Genomic DNA, 6,894 nt, shown 5'->3' with positions numbered 1-6,894 from the left:
GGTTGGTCGCAAACAGTTGGCTGCCGTTGACGGCATCTTTGCTGTTGGCATTGAGGTCGCCGGCGGCCACGTTAGTCACTTTGTTACCTGCGGCATCGATACCGGACTTGGTCAGGCTAGGACCGCCTGCGACTTTCACACCGTCGTTGTTCACGGTGGTGTCGCCGGCTTTGACGCTGTCTACGACCAGGTTTTTGTTCAGCTTGACAGTCACTTTATCGTCTTGGGCTTCAGTCGTGATGTTGTCGTCACCGGCAACGGTCACGGTGGAGCCGAGTTTTTCGATATTGGTGCTGCCGCTGTCGCCGTTGAAGGTCAGGCCTTTGCTGTCAACGGTGGTTTTGGCATCCACACCTTTTTGGATGTTATCTTTAGTGCTTTGAGCGAGATCGATACTGTAATTAGTTGTGACGGCACCATCGGCTGCAGTTGTGGTATTAGAGTTCAAATTCAAAGCATTGGAAACTTGTACCGTTGCTTTATCTGCGCTGACGGTATAAGTGGTTTCTTTGCCTGAAGTTGTTTTATTAACGTGCGCGTTATTGCCTGCCTCCACCTTGGTTGTGGTTTTGGCATTATTGATGGCATTGGCTACATCACCAGCAGTCGCCACACCGGCAGTCGGTGCGGACACTGTGCCATTATTATTGACAGACAATGTGCCTTGAGTGACGTTGATTTGGACTTTTGATGCATTCTCGCCATCGGTAACTGCAACGGTCGTCAAGTTGCCATTAGCGTAGTTGACTGTACCGTTGTTATTGATACGAGATTTGTCTGTACCATTTTGTTGGATATTGTGTCCAACATTGTTCATAACTGTGTACAGTTGGCTACCATTAACTGCATCGGTTGAAGTGGCGGAAATACGGCCTGCAGCAACATTCTGGATTTGGCGTTCATTACCTGTGCTGCCTACAGAAACCGCACCTGTTTTGGCAGATGAAGAAGCTGCATAGCTGACGTTGGTTACCGCACCGCTATCGTTTTTGAATGTCGCATTTTTAGCTGTTGCATCAAAATTATTGGCGGCACCAACAGCACCATTACCCAATGCAACAGAGCTACCGATCGTAGTCGTCGCACCACTACCCAAAGCAATTGAATCGCTTCCGGTTGCTTTTGCATTATTACCGCCGGCAAAACTATTCTGCCCGGCAGCTTGGGCTGAGGAACCAATAGCGGTGGAATAAAGGCCTGAACTGTTTGCCTGCTTACCAATGGCGATAGAATAAGCTTGCGTTGTCTGCGCCTGATGACCAATTGCAACAGAATCATCACCGACTGCATTTGACAAATAGCCCATTGCCGTACCGTTATTTTGTGCTGCTGCCCTTGCACCGACAACGGTTGCATTTTCGTAGTTAGCTCTACTGTGAGCACCGACGACTATAGAGTAATTGCGATCATTTTCTGTATTCAAACCTATAGCAATAGAGCCTGTACCGCGGGAATTGGCATTAGAGCCTAAAGCCACGGCACCCACAGTTCCTGAAGTTACAGTTGCATTTGGGCCAACAGCAACAGAAGATGAACCAAGTACGTTGGCATTATGACCTAAAGAAACACTACCCGTCGCACCAGTGCTTGTTGCCGCATTCGGTCCGATGGCAATCGAATTGGTTGCTTTTGCACCGTCATTGTTCCAGTTTTTCGTACCGTCAGTTTTGCCTTCTTCTGACTTAACAGAAAAATAACGAACGCGTTCAAGCGCATTCAATACGCCATAAAGCTGTGAGCCGTTGATTGCATCAGTAGAGGTAGCGGAAATATCGCCAGGGGATACATTAATGATTTGGCGTTCGTAACCTTGAGAACCGACAGACACAACATCACCGGCATCGGTAGTTTGACCGCCTGCCCAAGTGTAGGTTACACCCATAATTTCGCGTTGAACGTATGCCCGACCTTCTTTATCGGTTTTAGAAGCCGTACCCAAAGCCACAGAGTTCAGCAAAGTTGCTTTTGCACCTGTACCCAAAGCTACACCACCAAAGGCAGTGGCTTGAGATTTAGTACCAATAGCCAGAGACAAATCGGCAGATGAATTAGACTGCACACCTAATGCAACAGAACCTTGACCGGCAATGGTATTACCATAAACCCCGCTATTCATTGTATCTCCGGTCATTTCTTTATAGATATCCCGCAGATTTTTACCACGTAGCGCATATTCACCAACTTTCGCACCTTGGGCATTGTATTTGATGAATTTGTCCGTTGCGCTGCCTGAATATTGGGTACCACCAACACTATCAAGGTCATCACCACCCACCGAGATAGATGAATTACCCTCAGCTACAACATTACCACCAACCGCAATAGATTGGTCACCCTTTGCCCACGCGCCCTCAGGTCTGCCCTGTGCATCGACACGGTTACCTGAACCAATAGCAATAGCCTGAGTTATCTTAGGACTACTTGAATCGCCTACTCGAGCCGTATTACCAATAGCAATATTATTGTGAGTTAAACCCGGGTGCATAATGTTTTGGGAAAGAACCCCAGATGCACGTCCAATAGCAATCGTACCAAGGCCGGTTGCATTCGCGTCTGTACCAAGTGCAATAGCACTTGATGGCGCACTACCCGAACTTGGAGAATTTGCCACTGCACTTTTACCGATGGCAATGGTATTTCCAGTTTGAGCTTGGGTTGAATTACCTATAGCGATAGACTCACTTTGATAACCCACTGCATTGGTACCGATCGCAATGGCATTTTGCGCATTGGCTGCAGCCTGACTGCCGCTGCCAATTGCAATGCCGTCTTGACCTCTTGACGTGCTGGATTTGCCCAAAGCCATTGAGCCAATACCATAAGCCTGAGCTGAATTACCAAGTGCTGTGGTATCGATATTATTAGCAAGTGCATTCTTACCTACCGCTGTCGCTTGCGTACCATTTGCTTTGGAATCTGCACCCAATGCTGTTGAATCTGTAGAAACAGCATTAGCACTTTTACCTATCGCTGTTGCATGTGAACTACTTGCACTTGTATCTGCACCCATCGCAACAGCATGATTTTGAGTAGCCTTGGCATTTGTACCAACAGCAAGACTGTTATTATGTGTTGCATTTGCACTCGTACCTACCGCAACTGCACCATTAGCCGTGGCATTGGCTGATGCTCCTACTGACAGAGCACCAATACCGGTCGCTGTTGCACCGCTGACCGCAGTAGCACTGGTTGGAGGATCAACCGCAATTAGCCCACGTCCCGCAGTTGCCGCATACGAATTACCTGCACCCAAAAGAGCTGCCGAAATCACTGTCAATCTGAAAACTGTCGCGATACCATTTTTACCGGATTCGGCAGATACATCTGTACTGTTTTGTTCTGCAGACGATTTCACACGGCCTTTGGCCAATTCGGACGTTACAACGAAAGATTGAATCGTACGGTTCCAAACGACTTTAAATATCTTATTCATTAGTGTGTCTTTCTCTTTTTATGATGGGTAAAAGCGTAGGCGTGAGCATGACGCTACTTTAAAAAATCTATTGCGGAGGATTTCCCTGCAAAATGCTTGCTTCGAGCTGACGTTTATTGTCACTTTAAGACGAAATTTAGGTCTTTTACTATCTCGAAGTGAAATAGTATTTCATACTTACTAAATATCCGCTAGTCAGAAATATCAACCGATTATCTTTAATTTCTAAATAAAATCACGGCTTTCTACCAAAAAAACCAATTATCAAAAGGGTTTCAGCCATGTTTCTATTAATAAGCGGTGTGTTGCATTCCATTGACAAGTCACAAGCAAACACAGTAACCATGCAACTCATATGCCAATTATTTAAAATATTATTTATTAAAAAACGAAAGAAAAAGGCCGTCTGAAATGTTTCAGACGGCCTTTAATGAAATGATATTGAACATCTACTTACATTGAATAATTTGGTTTTTAAGCTATCAATAAAATCGGCAATATGCTTTTAATACATAATAGAAAGAACACGTATATTCCTACTTAATACAAACGCGGATGGTTTTACAAACCGAATACGGCAATATCGCCCTTGCCTTGACGAATCAGCTCGGTACCATCGGTCATATCGATAACCGTCGTCGGCTCAGTACCGCACCAGCCACCATCAATAACCAAATCAACAGCATGCTCAAGACGGTCTCGGATTTCGTATGGATCGGTCAATGGCTCGTCGTCTTCGGGCAGCATGAGGGTGCAACTTAAAATAGGTTCGCCCAATTCTTGCAAAAGTGCCAAGGCAGTAGCGTTATCGGGAACACGCAGGCCAATGGTTTTGCGCTTGGGGTGAAGCGTGCGATTGGGTACTTCTTTGGTTGCCTGCAAGATAAAGGTGTAGTTGCCGGGCGTAGCTGCTTTAAGCTGGCGGAATTGGGCATTATCTACTTTGGCGTAAGTACCCAATTCGCTCAAATCGGCACACATCAAGGTCAGATGGTGTTTTTGATCGATTTTGCGGATTGTGAGAATGCGCTCCATCGCGGTTTTGTCGCCTAGTTTGCAACCCAGCGCATAGCAGGAATCCGTAGGGTAAACGATGACACCGCCACTGCGGACAATATCGGCGGCTTGTTTGATGAGGCGGTCTTGGGGATTATCGGGATGGATGGCGAAAAATTGTGCCATGTTTTTTTCCTTATCATTCTAATGGTTTGTTGTTTGACATTTTAAAACTTATTTGGCCGTCTGAATATTGGATTTCCACCACCATGAATGGATTTAGCCTCTGCTACAACACGGCTGCACCCAGTGATACCTTATATACAATTTTGATTTACCGGCTAATATCGAAAGTCAATTTAATACACTATATAATGCGTTATTTTGTTTGAAAGTCATCTCAATGCCTGCTTCTTCCCTACCTTCCCGCCGCTTGTCTGTTGCCCCCATGCTCGATTGGACAGACCGACACTATCGCTTTATGGCGCGACAAATTACACGCAATGCTTGGCTTTATAGCGAAATGGTCAATTCAGGCGCAGTGGTTTACGGAGATAAAGACCGCTTTTTGAGTTTCAACGAAGGCGAGCAACCGGTAGCTTTACAGCTTGGCGGCTCAGATCCGCATGACTTGGCAATCGCTACCAAAGCGGCTGAAGCGTATGGCTATAATGAAGTCAACCTAAATTGCGGCTGCCCCAGCCCACGCGTTCAAAAAGGCGCTTTCGGCGCTTGCCTGATGAATGATGTAGATTTAGTGGCAGATTGTTTGAACGCGATGCAGGATGCAGTTGAAATTCCGGTGACGGTCAAACACCGCATCGGTGTAGACAGACAAACAGAATATCAAGTCGTAGCAGATTTTGTGGGAACATTACACAAAAAAACAGCCTGCCGCACATTTATCGTCCATGCGCGTAATGCTTGGTTAGACGGTTTATCCCCGAAAGAAAACCGCGAAGTCCCGCCACTCAAATATGAATACGTCTATCGCTTAAAACAAAATTTTCCCGACTTGGAAATTTTGATTAACGGCGGCATCACCACCAACGAAGAAATCGCCGAACATCTGAAATTTGTCGATGGGGTCATGATCGGGCGCGAGGCTTATCATAATCCAATGCTGATGCGCAATTGGGATGTACTGTTTTACAACGACACACACGCACCAATCCAATACGCAGATTTAGCAGCTTGGCTATACGCATACAGCCGCGAACAAATCGCCTCAGGGCGCGGCACCATCCTACGCCACATCGTCCGCCATGCACTGGGCTTGATGCACGGCCTAAAAAATGCCCGCACTTGGCGCCGTATGCTCTCAGATGCCGCTTTGCTGAAAGACAACGACGGCAGCCTGATTCTAGACGCATGGAAAGAAGTCGAACGCGCAAATATTTGGGACTAATGCCATATCGTGCGAATAAATGAAAGGCCGTCTGAAACATCAAATAATGTTTCAGACGGCCTTTTAAATTGCAACAGACTGCTAAAGATATTTTCATTTCTCTTTAGCTACTATGATGATTAATTCATCGAATAAACCCAACACATAATCTAAGCATAAAAAAATGCGGCCTAAATTAGGCCGCATTTACTTTGCTTCGTCTTTTCAGACGGCCTTTTCAGGCCGTCTGAAAGTCAGATTACCATTGGTAACCAACTGCTGCGGTAGCACCGAAGTGACCACGTGAGTTGCCGGAAGCAGTACCTTTGATGATCCAGTTACCACCATCGGAGATGCTAGAGAAGCCGACAGCGTAACCGGTTTCACCGCGGTAGTGACCGCCACCGATAGCCAGCATGCTCTTACCTGGCAAGTAAGCTTGTGGCAGACCGGCAGTAGCCAGAGCTTGAGCCACACCTGCGCGGGCGTTGTTGTCAACCTTGTTCACATTGCTGTTCACATCGCCGAATTTTTGGTTCAGCTGGTCAACGTTAACCGCATCGGTACCTTTCTTACCTGGAGCAACATTTTGGATAGTAGTGTTGCCGGCATCGATACCACCTTGGTTGATGGTTACAGGACCTGCTTTCAGTTCGTTAGTAGTAACACTGTTAACGGTCAGATCAGGGTTCATGCTGACTTTCAGCGCATCGCCGTCTTTCTTAACGAAGATGTTTTGAACTTCTTTCTCTGAAGTCTTACCGGTTGCTTTGTCGAATACTTGAACTTTAGTACCCGCATCACCTTTAATCTGAATAGTGTTATTCAGAGGTTTGGAGATAGAGCCGTCAGTAGTACCAGTCTCGTCAACCAGACCGAAGGTGCCATCAGCATCTTTACCGTCTTTACCGTCTTTACCATCTTTCACGGTTGCAGTAGAAGTAGAGATGACTTTACCGTCTTTATCGAAGTTGTTGATAGTGATGGTAGAAGTACCTTTAGCTTCATCACGCTCAACTTTACCTTCAGCAGACTTACCGTTTTCACCGGTATCACCTTTAGCTGCAGCTGTACCATC

The 6,894-nt window shown here is 46.3% G+C and carries 4 protein-coding genes; 1 reads left to right on the top strand and 3 read right to left on the bottom strand.

What is annotated here, in order from left to right; translation table 11 throughout:
• Positions 1-3,433, bottom strand: a 3,433-nt coding sequence (locus HMPREF2606_RS10880) for an ESPR-type extended signal peptide-containing protein (protein ID WP_283122325.1), incomplete at its 3' end; no start/stop codon positions are given.
• A gap of 561 nt (positions 3,434-3,994) precedes the next feature.
• Positions 3,995-4,615 (bottom strand): L-threonylcarbamoyladenylate synthase, encoded by a 621-nt coding sequence (locus HMPREF2606_RS01210; RefSeq protein WP_070843166.1) that lies wholly within the window; start codon positions 4,613-4,615, stop codon positions 3,995-3,997.
• A gap of 217 nt (positions 4,616-4,832) precedes the next feature.
• Between HMPREF2606_RS01210 and dusA the strand changes: the two genes are divergently transcribed.
• A complete protein-coding gene (gene dusA / locus HMPREF2606_RS01205; RefSeq protein ID WP_070843165.1) occupies positions 4,833-5,837 on the top strand; it encodes a tRNA dihydrouridine(20/20a) synthase DusA in 1,005 nt (334 codons plus the stop codon).
• A gap of 238 nt (positions 5,838-6,075) precedes the next feature.
• On the opposite strand, the gene HMPREF2606_RS10875 is transcribed toward dusA, so the two are convergent.
• Positions 6,076-6,894, bottom strand: an 819-nt coding sequence (locus tag HMPREF2606_RS10875; RefSeq protein ID WP_210400402.1) for a YadA family autotransporter adhesin, incomplete at its 5' end; no start/stop codon positions are given.

The organism is Neisseria sp. HMSC070H10, from assembly GCF_001837635.1.
Classification (GTDB): Bacteria; Pseudomonadota; Gammaproteobacteria; order Burkholderiales; family Neisseriaceae; genus Neisseria; species Neisseria subflava_A.
The sequence above is the reverse complement of the archived record's forward strand: the minus strand, read 5'-3'. Positions and strand labels throughout refer to the sequence as shown.

What these genes read in the sequence shown, in the direction of transcription:
- HMPREF2606_RS01210 (WP_070843166.1), bottom strand. Translation starts at nt 4,615, where the DNA reads ATGGCACAATTTTTCGCCATCCATCCCGATAATCCCCAAGACCGCCTC.
- dusA (WP_070843165.1), top strand. Translation starts at nt 4,833, where the DNA reads ATGCCTGCTTCTTCCCTACCTTCCCGCCGCTTGTCTGTTGCCCCCATG.